Here is a 13,532-nt window from a genome sequence, read left to right on the forward strand (position 1 = left end):
TCGACACGTAACGACAGCAGGCGGGGTCGCAGCCAAGCTGAGAGGGACGCGACGACAACCGATGGCAACAGACGATGCGCCGCAGCCGCGTTCACACCGAAGAGGTCCTCGTCAGGCAGGCGGTAGCGTTCTTGCTTGTGAGCAGCCCTGCCGCAACCGCGGCTCTTGCGCGTGACCTCATCGGGAGGCAGTTGCTGGGGGTGACCGAGGCTCGCCACTGGCACGAAGGCAGGAGGGACGGCGACGCTGCCAGTCTGATCCACTTTTGGCTGCACTTTGAGGGCAAGTTGCCTCTCATGGCTCACGGCACCGGCGAGTATTTGCTTCTGGAATTCAATGAGCCCTACGCGTCGTACGACATGCAGGAGCACGGTGAGACGCGGGTAGAGCCGGTGCAGGCGCCAGACCTCCTGGCCGCGTTCGTTGGACAGCGGTTGCTTGACGCTGCTCTGATCCAGGGCTACGCGCCGGAGCCGTCGGTTGGCGGCCTGCGGCTGCGTTTCGAGCGCGGAGTTCTGTTGGTGGCATCGCTTGCTGACGAGTGGGTCCTTTCGACCGGGTCGATCCGGACCGAGCTGAGCCCATACCTGCACGCCGGCTCCTGGTTGGGTGGCACTTCCGCCGAGCAGCCACCCGAGCAGCCAAGCCAGAGAAAATCGGCGGACACCGACGGAGCACAGGCGCAGGTGAACGAGGACCAGGACCATGGCGACCAGCAGGCCGCGACGGACTCGTAATGCGTCGGTCAGCGGCCGACGCGGATGCGGTCGGCGGCGTACAGCTCCCGGGAGCCGTCTGCGCGGAAGATGACGATGACTGGGACGCCCTCGCCGATCTCCAGTTCGCGTCGCTCCGTCGGGGTTGGCATCCGCGCGGAGGCGGTATCGCCCTTGAGGAGAGTCACCGTTTCGGTCGGCTCCAAGGCGCGGACGAAGGTGCCTCGCGGCGGTTCCACGATCACGAGCCCTTCCGACCGAAGTAGCGCTATTGCTTGTCGGACGCTCGTTCGGCTCAGCCCGTACTCCTGAGCTAGCCGCAGCTCGCTCGGCAGCGATGCGCCGGGCGCAAGGTCGCCAGACGCGATCCGGTCTCGCAGAAGGTCTGCGAGCTGCCGGAACACGGCGCGGTCTGCGCTCGGGTCGATCACGGCTGTGACGCTACGTGTCCAACAGCTCTACATCTTATTGTATCTACAGTCCTACGTCGTTACGGTGACTTCAGCAGGTCGGGAGTCCGCTCCGGACCTGCGCCCTCTGCCATCGACTTCGTGATTCGGGGGTCCCGTGCCGCGCGTCTCCTATGACGAGTACCTGTTCGCCGTCGCCCTGACCTTGGCTCGACGGCATCGGCCAGTCTGGTCGTGGGGGCGCTGGCGACGCATCTGCCGCTGCGGCGCGAACCTGCCCTGCCACAGCCGTCACCGCATCCCGATCAACCGCGGCCACTGGCCCAGCCAGGACGGCCCGCGATGACGACTCACCACCCGATCAAACCGGACTGGACGTGCGGCGGCTGCGCGGGGGAGTGGCCCTGCCCGACCCGGCGGCGGGAGCTGCGAGCCGAGTACGACAGTGCCCCGGTGTCGCTAGCCCTCTACCTGGCCGCCCAACTCGTTGACGCCGCCCAGGACCTGACCCTCGTCCCCGCCGGCCACCTTCACCACCGCTTCCTCGGCTGGATCCGATGAGCATCCTGCGAGCCGGCGACGAGAAGTTCCACTACAGCGACGGCTCCCACAAGTGGATCCCACCCGACTCGGACTACGACCAAGAGGTCTGGGACGAGCAGGTCCGCCAGCACAAGCAAGGCCACCTGAGAAACGAGCGCCCGAAGGTCCGCATCAAGCGCCTCGTCTGATGCCAGCAGTACAGCACCGAAGTACAGCAGCCGTGCCAGCCGAACCGAGCCGAGAAGGGCCTCAGCAGGCCGTTTGACCTCGCACCGAGCCCGATCCGACCAGCTCGCCGAGAGTTCACACCGAAGAGGTCACTGGTTCGATCCCAGTATCGCCCACCATGAATAAGGCAAGCTCAAGGCCCCTCAATCGAGGGGCCTTGACTCGTACTCGACCTGCCGATCAGCCGGCTACTGGTAGTCGACTGGCTGCCCGCACACGGCGTATGGCCCGATGGGTTGATGTTCATCTTCGACGGCGGACAGCTCGACGACGACCAGGCCGAAGCCCTCAAGCCAACCGACGACGAGCTAGCCGGTCTCCGCTTCCTCCCCTACCAAGAAGCAGTACCGCACCTGCGTCCGTCGATGGCACGTCGAGTCGGGCTGTCGTCCTCGACCCGTAGGGCGCCGTTCTCAGCCATCACCGCGTGGAACTGCTGCGACTTCACGCCTGCCCCGGCCGCTCTGGCGCGTGTGCACGGGGATGGGCAGGACAGCGTCGCTGTGAACCTGCACGGGAGCGTGCGAGTTGGGATGCCGTTACAGGGACGGGTCCCAGGCTGCGAGCTGATCGAAGATACGACGGTCGCCTTCGGACTTCAGGGAATCCAACGGTATGCGGCCGTAGAAGAGCAGGACCAGATCACTGGCCGTGCCCCGGGCGGAGGCGTCGGCCGTGTCCGAGTCCTCGCCGGCAGCGGGAGCGCCGAGGCGGGCGACCTGTGCGCCGTCGTGGGACAGCCGAAGGCGCCACGAGTGGCCCTCGGTGGCGTGGTAATCGACGACGGCGGGTTCGTGTGGCCAGGCGACCGTCGTCGCGCAGAGGGTGAACTGGCAGTCGTCGAATCCGTCGAGGGCGATCTCCTCCGGTATCGGCTGCGGGGCACCCCCGGTGAGCTGGACGTCGTAGGTGTGCACCGCGATCTCGTGGAGCTGGCGCCGCGCCCAGGCCCCGGAGGTCTGCGGTGACGGCGAGTCCCACCACCATGTCCAGCAACCGCGATCCGGGCCGGCCTCGCGCAGCGCGCTCGCTAGTTGCTCGATGGACTCGGTCCACCAGGCCAGTAGAGCCTCGCGCTCCCGAGGTGCACCCGTGCCGCCTCCCCATGCGGACTCCTCCGGCGGAGCGTCCGCGGGACCTGCGGTGACGACGGCGGCTGCTTTGCGGCGGCCCATGCCCACGTGTTGCACGTGATCGAACAGCGTCCGCTCGGGATGGGTCGGCATCTGAACGTCGAGGCTGGGTGCCGCGGCGACCGCGGCGCGGAAGGCGGTCGACCGTTCGTTGATCAGGCGCAGCTGATCAGGGAACGGGAGAATTTTGTGCACCCCGGCTTTCTAACACTGTGCTCCGACAATCGGACAGCGATTTCCACAGCCGACGCGGCGGGCGCAAACGCGCAGACGAAGCAAGGCCCTCCGCTCACCCGACGCGCCTACTGCTCAACGTCGAACGCGACCTTCGCTGGCTGGTTCCTATGCGAGGAGAGTGTCGCGCATCAAGTGAAGCCACGACGTAACGCATCAAGCGGAGTACGACAGCCGGCTGCCGGCGATGTCGGGTCTCAGGACCTGCGTGACAGAACAGTCTCAAGACCTGGGGTGACACTTCCGGCTAGCGGCGTGGTGACGGCGGCTCGGGCGGGCGTCCGCGGGCGCGGGCTGCGTCGGATATGGCGATCCCGGTCAGGACTAGGGCAGCAGCGGCGGCGACCACGACTGGCGGCAGCGGGAGCATCGCCGGTGTCAGGGCGGCCAGCGCAAGGACGCCGATCGGTCGGGACCGGGACACGCGGCCGAATACCGCGTGCTCGAAGCGGGCGCGCCCGGCCAGGTACAGCGCGGGTCCGCCCAGGATGACGGCGATCCAGGCCGGTGGGGTGTGTCCGAGTGGATGGGCGATGACGAGTTCGTCGCCGACGGCGGCAACGACCACGCCGGCCACCATCACCAGGTGGGCGTATGACGCCGATCGGGCGAGGCGGACCGGGTCGGCAGACACGGCAATCGCTTCCGCCAGGACTTGCCCAGCGCGGTATATGTAGATCCGCCACAGCAGCACGGTGGTTGCGATCGACACTCCGAACGCGGCGGCCCGGTCGGGCGCGAAGCCGCTGCTGCTCAATCCCAGTCCGGTAACCAGGATCAGCTCGCCGAGCGCGATGATGAAGAACTGCCGGTAGCGCTCGGACAGGTGCTCGCCCGAGATCACAAGGTCTTGGCTGGGCGTACGACCCGCCCCGGGGGTGGGGAAGCCGATCCTGCCTGCCGTGTGGTCAAGGACCACCGCGAGTGCCCACAAGCCGCCACGCGCCGAACCGTGCACGAGCGCCCCCGCGATCCACGGCAGCGCCGACAGGCCGTACCAGAACACCCCGCGCACGCCGTGGCGCTGCAGCTCGTGGCCACGCAGAACGACCACGAGGACGAGCCCGCGGCCGAGCTGGATGGCGACGTAGGCGCCCGCGAAGATCAGGCCCGTGTCGCCGAATGCCTCGGGCACCGCGGCCGCCATCACCAGGCTGCCGACCATGGTCGCGATGACCAGCGCCTGGATTGCCGGTCGTTGCGGGTCCGTCCGGTCGGTCAGCCACGCGGTGCTGGACCAGACCCACCACATGGCCCCCAACAGCACCAGGGTCCGGAAGGCACCGCTCCACCCGAGATCCTCGGCCAGGCCGCGCGAGAGCTGAGCGAGCGCGAGGACAAACACCAGGTCGAAGAAGAGTTCCAGGAACGTAGCCCGCTGTGGATCCTCGGGCCTCCGCAGCAGCTCGGCCGCCCTGCTTGTCGTCATCGGCTCGCCCGTCCTGCCAGCTTTGCCCAGTTTGGAGCATTCTGTCATGCGCCAGTGGTGGTGACTGCGGACGTGCTGCCGTGGCCTGGAACCGAGCGCCCGGGGTTACACGGACGGGCGACGGTAGAGGCCGATGAGTTCCTTCCGTCCGTCGCCGCGGTTCGGATTGGCTCGTCGACCTGGTCAAGCATCGAGCCGGTGCTACAGAGGGCGGAGTGTCACCCAGGTCCTGATACCGATACGTCACGCAGTTTCTGAGACTGGACAGCCGGCTGCCGGCGATGTCGAGCTCCAGTTGATGCGTTACGGATCTGTTTCGGTTGATCGGGCGAGAGTTCGACGGCTGATGGGGCGCGTTCGTCACACCGCGTCACCGGATACCGGGTTGCCTGCTCCCCACCCCTACGGCACGCTGCCGGCATGATCGAGACGCGTGTGCTCAGCGAGGGCGATTGGAAGATGTGGCGGGAACTGCGGCTCGCTGCGCTGGCGGAGGCGGCGTATGCGTTCGGTTCCCAGCTGGCGGATTGGCAGGGCGAGGGCGACCGTGAGGAGCGCTGGCGCGGTCGGCTGGCCATCCCCGGCTCGTACAACGTCATGGCGATGCTCGACGGGCAGCCCGTCGGGATGGCCAGCGGGGTGCCGACTGATCAGGACGGCGTCGTCGAGCTGATCTCGATGTACGTGGCGCCGGTGGGACGTGGCCGCAGCGTGGGCGACCACCTCGTGCGGGCGGTCGAGCAGTGGGCACGGCTGGTGGGCGCGGGGACCCTGCGCCTGGCTGTGGTGGAGGGCAACAGGAACGCCTGGGCGCTCTACCAGAGGAACGGCTTCCGTGACACGGGTGAGCTGGGGGACCTCATGCCCGATGGCGTGCGCCGGGAGCACATCATGGCCAAGAGTCTCGTGGCTTAGCGATCGGCCGTCGATCGAGGGCCTTCGACCAGGGCTTCACAGTCGGAAGCCAGCCTTCGGACGCGGGGTTGGACGAGATCGCCTGGGCGACGTCGCTCGTGTGTCGGCCGGATCAGTCGCCGAGGAGCGCGTCGCCTCGCGGGGTACGCACGTAAAAGACCAGACGCCCGGCTCGCTGCCGAGTGACCAGGCCGGCGGTCACGAGCCGCGAGAGGTGGGCCGAGACTCCGCTCGGGGTCAGCCCGGTGCGGCGGGCCAGCGACGTCGTCGTCGACGGAGTCGTCAGCTCGACCAGCAGGGCGGCGCGAGCCTGGCCGATCACCGGGGCGAGATCGGCCGCGGGTGGGTCGCTGTGCCACATCGAGCCCACGCCCCGAGCGGGATATCGCAGCACCGGAGCCCAGGGCTCGGACGCTTTGACGAAGACGTTCGGCCACGCGAACAGCGACGGCACGAGCACCAGGCCGCGACCGCCGAGTTCGTAGTCCCGGTCCAGATTGGGCCGGTCGACCGACAGGACGTCATCCGACCACGAGATCGCGGGATCGAGTCCGGGGAACATCCGGTGCGGGCCGTCGTCCGCCAGCCGGCGCGCCCGGAACATCACATCGCCCTCCAGGATCCCGCGGATCCGCCCCCAGTACGGCGCCAGCGTGAGGCCCCAGTAGGTCCGCATCTGACCCACGATCGTGGGGAGGGTACGGCGCGGGGCGCGGCGCAGGTCCGACAGCGAGGCCGGCAGCCGGTCGCCGTACACCGTCTCCAGTTCCTCGCGCACGACGGCCGCCGGCGTCTCCCGCACCGCCGCGAACTCCGCCTCGGGCTCGGTGACGGGTGAATGCGGGGCGGGCGCCAGGAAGCCCGGCAGGTGCCGCTCCGGCGCGATCACCAGGTCGCGCAGCTCACGCAGCTCCGGTGAGGCCAGCACCGTGGCCCGGTGCCGGGTCACCCATGGCAGGTGTACGGCGTGCGCACCGGGGTCGCGGAGCACCCGCAGACTCGCGACGACCTCCCAGGCGGGGGAGATCGCGAACCTGACACTCGCGAGATCGGCCAGGGACAACGACATCTTCAGCAAAAGACGGACACCACGAGGATTCACCGTAGTCTGAATCGTTGGCACCCGGGGGCGGCCGACGCCGAAGGTTCGGCCATGTCGATCCAGCACGCCTCTCGTCGGGGGCACGACGCCGCCCGGGCCCTGTCCCGCGACTTCGCTCGCTACCTCGTCGCCGCGGTGGCGGCGAAATGCGGCTTCAACATCGCCAAGGTGGCCATTCCGCTCGTCGCGATCACCTCGCTCGGCGCGGGTCCGGGCGCGGCGGGTTCGCTTGCCGCCGCGGGCACCGCCCCGTTCCTGCTGCTCGGGCTGCCGGCCGGCGCGTGGCTGGACCGGGTTGCTCGTCGCCCGGTCATGATCGCCATGGATCTGGCTCGGTTCGTGCTGATCGGTTCGGTACCGATCGCTGCCGCAGCTTCCGCGCTGACCATGACCCAGCTCTGGGTGGTGGTGTTCCTCAACGGCGTCGCGACCGTCTTCTTCGACGTCGCGATGCAGAGCCACCTGCCGGACCTTGTCGGGGGTGGGGATGGCGGGCGCCTGGTCGCGGCCAACGGGCGACTCGGCATCGTGGACCAGATGGCATTGATCGGTGGCCCCGCGCTGGCCGGCTGGCTGATCGGCCTGTCGACAGCGGCCGCGGTCCTGGTCGCGACGGCACTCGGTTACCTGTGGTCGGCGCTGTGGATCCGCCGCATCGAGCGGCCGGAGCCGCGTCCGGTTGACGTCGTACGACGCTCGCTCGCGGCCGAGGTGCGCGAAGGCCTGTCGTTCGTCCGGCGCAACCACACCCTGCGTGCGATCGCCGTCGCCGGCGCGCTCGTGAACTTCGCGACCGCAGGCACGGTCGCGATGCTGCCGCTTCTCCTGGTTCAGGAACTGCACTGGTCGGAGAGCGAACTGGGCCTGTTCCTCGGCGCCGGTGGAACCGGTGGCCTGCTCGGGGCGCTCTGTGGGGGACGGTTGTCGAGGGGCCTCGGCGCTGGCCGCTCGGTGCTTGCGATCGGGCTGGCCATCGCCCCGGTCTCGCTCGTGCTGCCGCTCGTCGGTCAGCCCGTTCCTGGGCTGGTCGCCGCGCTCGCGTGGGCACTGGTGATCTTCAAGGTCGGCTTCGACAGCGTGGTCCTGATGTCGTTCCGCCAGCACGTCACGCCGTCACGGCTCCTGGGACGCGTCAACGGCACCCTGCGCGTGATGTTCAGTGGCGCGCTCACGCTCGGCGCGGCGACGGCGGCATTCGTCGGTGACTACGCCGGTCCGCGCGCTGCCACCTGGGTTGCCTGCGCCGCGCTTGCTCTGGTGTGGGTGCCGATCCTGCGCTCCCCGATGCGCCAGCAGACCTTCGACGCACCGGAAGAACGGCGGCCTGGCCGGGTCAGCGAAGAAGATCGAGTGCACCCTTCGATGCGCGCCCCTGTTGCGGACCGTGAAGGCATCCGAGACGCGTCCTGAGGGGATCATGTCGGGCATCAAAATGAGACGCGAGTGTCAAGCATCTCCCGCGATGGGACAGGCCGGCTGCCGGCCGGTGTCGAGTCTCAGGACGCCCATGGCGTGTCCGGCTAGATGATCATGCGCGGTTCGGTGATCTAGAGTGAGGCCGATGCAGGTAGCGGAGATCCGCAGGTATCCGATCAAGTCCCTGCTCGGCGAGCAGTTGACGACCGTGGAGGTTGAGCAGCGAGGACTGGTTGGTGACCGGTTGTGGGCGGTACGGGACGCGGACGGGAAGCTGGGCAGCGGAAAGAACACCCGTCGCTTTCGCCGGATGCCGGGTCTGTTCATGCTCCGCGGGCACTTTCGTGACCCGGTGCCGGTCGTCGAGTTGCCCGACGGGCGCCGCTTCGGTGCCGATGAGCCGGCCGGACACGAGGTGGTCAGCGATGTGCTCGCTCGTCGCGTCACCATCGAGCGCGAGGCGGAGGTCAGGCACCATGACGAGGGGCCGGTGAGCCTGATCAGCACGGCAGCGCTGCGACGACTCCATGATCTCCTCGGGGAGCCGGTTGACCCGGCGCGGTTCCGGGCGAACCTTCTCATCGACGTACCCGGGGGCGACTTCGCTGAAGACGGCTGGCTCGGCCGAGCCATCCGTATCGGGTCGGAGGTCGTGTTGCGACCACGCCAACGGCTGACCCGATGCGTCATGATCGACCTTGCCCAGGAGGACCTCCCCGAGCACGGACAGCTCTTGAGGACTGTCGCGGAGCACAACGACATGACGCTCGGCGTGTGGGCAACAGTCGAACGCCCTGGTCGTATCGCGTTGCGGGATGCCGTCGAGCTTCTGCCGAGGTGACACCAGCGCCTGGCCGACCGTCACGCCGTCGTCGGATGTCACCATCGCCGGTCAGCCTGGCGGAGCATCGCGTCCTGCTCGGGGTCGGGCAGGAGCTCCCGGACCTCCTGCGCACAGCGGCAGGACGCGGCGATCTTTGCGGCCCACTCCAGCGCCTCCTCGCGCGAGGCCACGTCGACGACCGAGAACCCGCCGATGACCTCCTTGGTCTCCGGGTAGGGGCCGTCGGTGACCATCCCGTCCGTGGCCACGATGCTCGCCCTCTGCCTCTCCAGTCCGGCGCCGTACACCCACACGCCGGCGCTCACGGCCTCCTGGACCACGGCGTGCGAGGCCTTGCCCACGTCGGGCATCTCCTCGGCGGGGATGTGGTCCATTGCGCCGGCGTCGAACGAGATCAAGTACCGCGGCATTCGCTCACTCCCTTGTCCCGGCGGCCTCCGCCGACCGCCTCTCACCTGTTCTAGGAACGAGTCGCCCTGGATCCGACGGTGTGCCAGAAGAATTTTCCACGGGACCTCCGCCGCTCGGCGCGCGCAGGCGTCATGTTGCCCCTGTTTGCGGAGATCATCACCGCCGCCACCGGCTATGAGCAGGCCCACCGCACCTGTCTGCCGCGGGACGGGTCGACGGCACAGGGGATGGCAGCAGCCTTCAGCCTCGGCTGGTGCATCGTCTTTACGTGACATCAGCCGCCGCTGACGTGGCGGAGGACTGCCAGGACCCGGCGGTTGTCGCTGTCCGAGGACGGCAGACCGAGTTTCGCGAAGATGTTCGCCACGTGCTTCTCCACGACTCCGGCGGTGATGACAAGAGCCGCCGCGATCCCGGCGTTGGATCGTCCCTCGGCCATCAGCGACAGCACCTCACGCTCCCGGGGGTCAGCGACGCCACCCCAGCCGTGTCCTGCCCGGCCCGCATCAGGTGGCCGACCACCTCCGGATCCAGTGCGGTGCCACCGGATGCCACCCGGGTCAGCGCGTCCACGAAATCGGCGACGTCGGCGACGCGGTCCTTGAGCAGGTATCCGACGCCGGTCGGCCGATCCGCGAGCAGGCGGGTCGCGTAGCGGGTCTCCACGTACTGCGAGAACACCAGCACACCGACGGTGGGATGGTCGCGTCGGATGTCGATCGCGGCGCGCAGTCCCTCGTCGGTGTGGGTCGGCGGCATCCGGATGTCGATGATGGCTACATCCGGTACGACGGAGGCGACCGCGGACCGCAACGCATCCGCGTCGGCCACCGCCGCGCACACCTCGAAACCGCGGTCGGTGAGCAGCCGGACCAGCCCTTCGCGCATCATCGCGGCATCCTCCGCGATCACCACCCGCATGTCGTAGCCTCCGTTCACGCCTGTGTGGGCAGCTCGATCTCGACCCGGGTCGGACCGCCGGTCGGACTGTGCACGCCCATCCGGCCGTCCACGACGGCGATGCGGCGGGCCAGGCCGGACAGGCCGGGAGCGTCCGGATCCGCCCCGCCGACGCCGTCGTCCTCGACGGTCAACGTCAGGCGCTCGCCGGATCGGACGACGTCGAGCCCGATACGGGTCGCCCGGCTGTGTTTGGCCGCGTTCGCGAGCAGCTCGGAGGCGCAGAAGTAGGCGATGGTCTCGATGGCGGGCGCCGGGCGGTCGGGCAGCTCGACATTCACCGCGACCGGGATGGCGCTGCTCGTCGCGAGCGTCGCGAGCGCGTCGCCGAGACCGTTGTCGAGGACCGGCGGGTGGATTCCGCGCACCAGGTCGCGCAGGTCGGCGAGGGCATCCTTCGCTCCGCGGTGGGCGAGCGCGACCAGTTCGCGGGCCTGTGCGAGGTCGGGTGGCGGACCGTCGACACCGAGCTTCTCGGCCGCCATGCCGAGGTTCATCGCCAGCGTGGCGAGCCGGATCTGCGCGCCGTCGTGCAGGTCCCGTTCCAGCCTGCGCATCATCGCGGCTGCGTCGTCGATCGCGCGGGCCCGGGTGACCTGCAGTTCGCGTACCCGCTCGGCGAGCCGGCGCGGACCGAGCAGCCGTCGCATGGCGGCGAGGTCCAGTGTCGTACCGGCCCGCATCAGCCATGGTGCGACCAGCACCATGGCGAGGCCGGCCGCGGCGATGAGGAACGTTCCGGCGAACGTCCGCGTACCGATGGTGCCGAACGGCGTCAGCGCCCACACCGGTCCGAGGCGCGTGCCGGCCGGGTGGTTGCGGAACAGCGGCCACCACACCGGGTAGCTGAGGTTGACCAGGCCGAACACGTAGCAGAACGCCCCGTACCCCTGGGGGATGGCCAGTGGGACCTTGAGCAGGCCGTACCCGACGGCGCGCCAGCCCGGTCCGTCGGAGACCACGGCGCTGATCCGCTTCGAGAGCCGGGGTGGCGGGGCGTCCACGTGCACGTCGAGCAGCCGGCCGGCGAGTGAGCGGTGCACGGCTCCCATCGCGCGCCCGACCGGCGCGGCCAGCACGACCAGGAGCGCGATGGTGAGCGGAAACAGGACCAGGAACACCGGTCCGATCGTGGGTGCCGGCTGGTGGGACATGGCCCCGGTCGCCCAGAGGACGAGGACGCCCAGGGCCGGCACGATCGCCGGTGCGCTCAGGATCGCGGCCGCACTGGCCACACCGGCGACGCAGAACACCGCCCGGCGCAGGGCCAGTGTGGTGAACGGGGCGCGCAGCGCGATCATCAGCCCATTGTCGCCGCTCACGCGTCGCGATGGCGGAGCAGAACGCCGCCGCAGAGAATCGCGACCGCCGCGTACCCGCACATCAGCAGCGTGCTGATCCAGCCGGAGAACAGCCCGGGTACGGGCGAGGTCACCGCGATCGAGTTGAGCAGCATCAACAGCGGGACGAAGCGGCCGACCTGAATTCCGTCCTCGCCGAACAGCCCGGCCACGATCATCGGGACGAACATCAGACCGAACAGCGTGCCGATCGCGGCGCCCGAGTGCCGCACGATCGTCCCGATGCCGACCCCGATCAGCGCGGTGGCGCCCAGATACACCCCGGTCAGCACGACCGCGCGCAGGATCGCCGGGTCGCCGAGGGATGCGGCCGGGATGGCGGTGCCGCGGATCGCGAGCTGCCCGCTCAGATAGCCGGCGAAGCTCGCGACCAGACCGACGGTGAGAGCCGCGCCGCCGCACACGGCGACCTTCGCGGCCAGGACGACCCGACGCCGCGGGACGGCGGCGAACGTCGAGCGGATCATCCCGGTGCCGTATTCGCCGGTCACCATCAGGACGCCGAGCGCTCCGAGGAGCAGTTGGGCCACGATGGCGCCGCCGAGGCTGTTGTTCAGGATCTGGGCGGCGGTGGCGACCGGGGTGTGCGACCGGTAGCCGAGTCCCACCCCGGCCCCGGCCGCGGCCATCGAGACCACCGCAGCGGTCGCCAGCCACCACGTCGACCGGACGCTGCTCAGCTTGATCCGCTCCATCCGGGCCGCGTGCCGGAATCCGTACCCGTTCATGACGCTCCCACTCCGCGATGGTCGGTGGCCTGCGAGGTGAGCCGGAGGAACGCGTCCTCCAGGCTGTCGTCGTCGGCGGCGAGTTCGGCGACGGTCGTCTCGGCCAGCAGCCGGCCGCGGCCGATGACCACCAGCCGGTCGGCGGTCAGCGCCATCTCGGCGATCAGGTGGCTGGACACGAACACCGTCCGGCCTTCGGCGGCGAGTCCGCGCAGCAGGTCCCGGATCCAGCGGATGCCCTCCGGATCCAATCCGTTGACCGGCTCGTCGAGCAGGAGGACGCCCGGGTCGCCCAGCAGGGCCACCGCGACGCCGAGCCGCTGGCGCATGCCGAGCGAGTACGTACCGGCACGCCGCGTTGCCGCGTCGGACAGACCGACGAGACGCAGCGCCTGCTCGACCCGGGAACCGGGGATGTCGTTGCTCGCGGCCAGTGCGGTCAGGTGCGCACGGGCGCTGCGACCGGGATGGAACGCCCCCGCGTCGAGGAGCGCGCCGACCGCCTTCAACGGCCAGTTCAGGTCCCGGTACCGGACGCCGCCGATCAGTGCCTCGCCACGATCAGGGGCATCCAGGCCGAGGATCATCCGCATCGTCGTCGACTTGCCGGATCCGTTCGGGCCGAGGAAGCCCGTCACCACCCCCGGCTGCACCCGGACGCTCAGCCCGTCGACGGCGACCCGGTCGCCGTAGCGTTTCGTCAGCTCACGTAGTTCGATCACACGATCGACGCTAGGCAGCGCCGTCGGCGGTCAGAAGCCGGAAACCATCCGACTCCGCCTGGAGGTTTCCACCCCCGTCGCGGTCCCGACCCACAGATCTCTTCCGAGCGACGAGGGAAGCCATCAAGCGATCTCGGCGACCCACTCGGGTGACCCTTGCTGTGGTAGTCGGCCTAGGTTCTACGGGCGGCGAGGACGTGGCCGTCGGGCTCGGGCGGCCTCACATCCGGGCTCTCCGCACATCGACCTCGCAGCCCGGCGAGGACGGGGTCGAAGTCGTGCTCGACCAGCCAGCGGACACCCAGCAGGCTTCGCAGCGACCACCACCCGCGGATCGGCGACGCGGTCTACGGCTCGCCGAGGCGGCCGGGGTTTGTCGC

At 69.4% G+C, this 13,532-nt stretch carries 15 protein-coding genes and 1 pseudogene; 7 read left to right on the forward strand and 9 right to left on the reverse strand.

The genetic code is table 11. The annotated features are described in order from the left end of the window. The first annotated feature begins 137 nt into the window (after window positions 1-137). A complete protein-coding gene (locus IEY96_RS30095; RefSeq protein WP_229791977.1) occupies window positions 138-737 on the forward strand; it encodes a hypothetical protein in 600 nt (199 codons plus the stop codon). A gap of 8 nt (window positions 738-745) precedes the next feature. Here IEY96_RS30095 and IEY96_RS30100 read toward each other — a convergent pair whose 3' ends face one another. Further along, window positions 746-1,147: a GntR family transcriptional regulator gene (locus tag IEY96_RS30100; RefSeq protein ID WP_189198179.1), complete on the reverse strand. Its 402-nt coding sequence runs from the start codon at window positions 1,145-1,147 to the stop codon at window positions 746-748. A gap of 321 nt (window positions 1,148-1,468) precedes the next feature. Between IEY96_RS30100 and IEY96_RS30105 the strand changes: the two genes are divergently transcribed. Both IEY96_RS30105 and IEY96_RS30110 read left to right on the forward strand, forming a co-directional pair. Beyond that, entirely contained in the window at window positions 1,469-1,687 is a 219-nt protein-coding gene (locus tag IEY96_RS30105; RefSeq protein WP_189198180.1) for a flavin reductase, read from the forward strand. After that, window positions 1,684-1,857, forward strand: coding sequence for a hypothetical protein (locus IEY96_RS30110; RefSeq protein WP_189198181.1), 174 nt, complete (start codon window positions 1,684-1,686; stop codon window positions 1,855-1,857). Before IEY96_RS30105 ends, IEY96_RS30110 begins: the two co-directional genes overlap by 4 nt. A 579-nt stretch (window positions 1,858-2,436) precedes the next feature. On the opposite strand, the gene IEY96_RS30115 is transcribed toward IEY96_RS30110, so the two are convergent. Together IEY96_RS30115 and IEY96_RS30120 are read right to left on the reverse strand one after the other, a co-directional pair. Further along, window positions 2,437-3,225 (reverse strand): maleylpyruvate isomerase N-terminal domain-containing protein, encoded by a 789-nt coding sequence (locus tag IEY96_RS30115; protein WP_189198182.1) that lies wholly within the window; start codon window positions 3,223-3,225, stop codon window positions 2,437-2,439. A 286-nt stretch (window positions 3,226-3,511) separates the two neighbouring features. Continuing rightward, window positions 3,512-4,693: a low temperature requirement protein A gene (locus IEY96_RS30120; protein WP_189198183.1), complete on the reverse strand. Its 1,182-nt coding sequence runs from the start codon at window positions 4,691-4,693 to the stop codon at window positions 3,512-3,514. A 420-nt stretch (window positions 4,694-5,113) separates the two neighbouring features. On the opposite strand from IEY96_RS30120, the gene IEY96_RS30125 reads away from it, so the two are divergent. Beyond that, window positions 5,114-5,608, forward strand: coding sequence for a GNAT family N-acetyltransferase (locus tag IEY96_RS30125; RefSeq protein WP_189198184.1), 495 nt, complete (start codon window positions 5,114-5,116; stop codon window positions 5,606-5,608). Window positions 5,609-5,720: 112 nt separating this feature from the next. Here the strand turns inward: IEY96_RS30125 and IEY96_RS30130 are convergent, their stop codons facing one another. After that, window positions 5,721-6,677, reverse strand: a complete 957-nt coding sequence (locus IEY96_RS30130) for a DUF5937 family protein (protein WP_189198185.1) — start codon at window positions 6,675-6,677, stop codon at window positions 5,721-5,723. Between the two features lie 84 nt (window positions 6,678-6,761). On the opposite strand from IEY96_RS30130, the gene IEY96_RS30135 reads away from it, so the two are divergent. Both IEY96_RS30135 and IEY96_RS30140 read left to right on the forward strand, forming a co-directional pair. After that, on the forward strand, window positions 6,762-8,120 hold the full coding sequence (locus IEY96_RS30135) for an MFS transporter (protein ID WP_189198186.1): 1,359 nt from the start codon (window positions 6,762-6,764) through the stop codon (window positions 8,118-8,120). Window positions 8,121-8,271: 151 nt separating this feature from the next. After that, window positions 8,272-8,967 carry an MOSC domain-containing protein gene (locus IEY96_RS30140; protein ID WP_189198187.1) on the forward strand — a complete coding sequence of 232 codons (696 nt, stop codon included), beginning with the start codon at window positions 8,272-8,274 and terminating at the stop codon, window positions 8,965-8,967. A gap of 38 nt (window positions 8,968-9,005) precedes the next feature. Here the strand turns inward: IEY96_RS30140 and IEY96_RS30145 are convergent, their stop codons facing one another. Next, the gene (locus IEY96_RS30145) at window positions 9,006-9,380 is read right to left on the reverse strand and encodes a YciI family protein (RefSeq protein ID WP_189198188.1); all 375 of its coding nucleotides are present in this window, start codon (window positions 9,378-9,380) and stop codon (window positions 9,006-9,008) included. Between the two features lie 132 nt (window positions 9,381-9,512). Between IEY96_RS30145 and IEY96_RS30150 the strand changes: the two genes are divergently transcribed. Beyond that, window positions 9,513-9,653, forward strand: a complete 141-nt coding sequence (locus tag IEY96_RS30150; protein WP_189198189.1) for a hypothetical protein — start codon at window positions 9,513-9,515, stop codon at window positions 9,651-9,653. A gap of 2 nt (window positions 9,654-9,655) precedes the next feature. Here IEY96_RS30150 and IEY96_RS30155 read toward each other — a convergent pair. From IEY96_RS30155 to IEY96_RS30170, 4 genes and pseudogenes are all read right to left on the reverse strand, one after another. Next, a pseudogene (locus IEY96_RS30155) lies at window positions 9,656-10,302 on the reverse strand (response regulator). A 14-nt stretch (window positions 10,303-10,316) separates the two neighbouring features. Then, window positions 10,317-11,663, reverse strand: a complete 1,347-nt coding sequence (locus tag IEY96_RS30160; RefSeq protein WP_229791978.1) for a sensor histidine kinase — start codon at window positions 11,661-11,663, stop codon at window positions 10,317-10,319. Continuing rightward, on the reverse strand, window positions 11,660-12,430 hold the full coding sequence (locus tag IEY96_RS30165; RefSeq protein WP_189198191.1) for an ABC transporter permease subunit: 771 nt from the start codon (window positions 12,428-12,430) through the stop codon (window positions 11,660-11,662). Before IEY96_RS30165 ends, IEY96_RS30160 begins: the two co-directional genes overlap by 4 nt. Continuing rightward, window positions 12,427-13,152 carry an ABC transporter ATP-binding protein gene (locus IEY96_RS30170; RefSeq protein ID WP_189198192.1) on the reverse strand — a complete coding sequence of 242 codons (726 nt, stop codon included), beginning with the start codon at window positions 13,150-13,152 and terminating at the stop codon, window positions 12,427-12,429. Before IEY96_RS30170 ends, IEY96_RS30165 begins: the two co-directional genes overlap by 4 nt. Between the last annotated feature and the right edge of the window lie 380 nt (window positions 13,153-13,532).

The sequence above is a fragment of the Micromonospora fulviviridis genome (assembly GCF_014648395.1).
Lineage (GTDB): Bacteria > Actinomycetota > Actinomycetes > Mycobacteriales > Micromonosporaceae > Micromonospora > Micromonospora fulviviridis.